The organism is Frankia sp. AiPs1 (assembly GCF_023716945.1).
GTDB lineage: Bacteria > Actinomycetota > Actinomycetes > Frankiales > Frankiaceae > Frankia.
The window spans coordinates 1-843 of record NZ_JAMQQF010001084.1 but is presented as its reverse complement, the minus strand read 5'-3'; the positions used below and the strand labels follow the sequence as shown (position 1 = coordinate 843).

Annotated in this window: 1 protein-coding gene; it reads left to right on the top strand. The window is 76.0% G+C overall.

The genetic code is table 11. The features are described from left to right. Positions 1–269: 269 nt before the first annotated feature. Positions 270–843 (top strand): alpha/beta hydrolase (locus ND748_RS33005; protein ID WP_251750159.1); only part of this gene is annotated, 574 nt, incomplete at its 3' end.

Below are 843 nucleotides of genomic sequence, written 5' to 3'. Positions count from 1 at the left end.
CGACGAGGTCGAGGCCCGGCTGCTCGCCGCGGTCAGCCCGGACGAGCAGCGCCTGCTGCGCGCATTGCTCACCCGGCTCGCGGACTCCACGGCCACGGCCGGCCCCTGCCTGTGAGGCCCGGACTTCGGCGGCCCGTGCGGCGCGGATGCCAACCGGCTGGTCGGCGGCGCAACTGCCGCGCCTGCCGGGCCTGCTGCGTACGGTGGTCCTGACCGTCTGTTGCCGCCGGCTCGGATGCCGGCATCCCGTCCGGTGAGCAGGAGAACAGATGACCGTCGGCAATCCGTCCCTCTCGGCACCCACCGCCGCCACCACCGCCACCGCCACCGTCGGCCCGCCGCCGCCGTTCGACCCGGAGCTGGCCGCGGCCCTCGAGCCGCTCGCGAAGTTCCTCACCCCGTCGATCACCGCCGAGATGCTGCCGCGGTTACGGGCCGCCTCGGCGGCGCCGTCCGTTCCGGACGAGGAGCTCCACCGCGGCGGCGCGTTCACGGTGCAGGAGCTGTCGGTGCCCGGGCCAGCCGGAGCGCCCGAGGTCGGCCTGCTCGTCTGCCGGCCGAGCGCGGCCGCGACGCCGGCGGCGGTCGTCTACCACATCCACGGCGGCGGCATGATCATGGGCGACAACCGTGCCGGGGTGACGGAGATCCTCGACTGGGCCGAGGCCCTGCACCTCGTCGTCGTCTCGGTCGAGTACCGGTTGGCCCCGGAGCATCCGCACCCGGCGCCGGTCGAGGACTGCTACGCGGGCCTGCTGTGGACGGCCGCGCACGCCGGCGAGCTGGGCGTGGCCTCCGGGCGGATCGTCCTCGCCGGCACCAGCGCCGGCGGCGGCCTCGCGG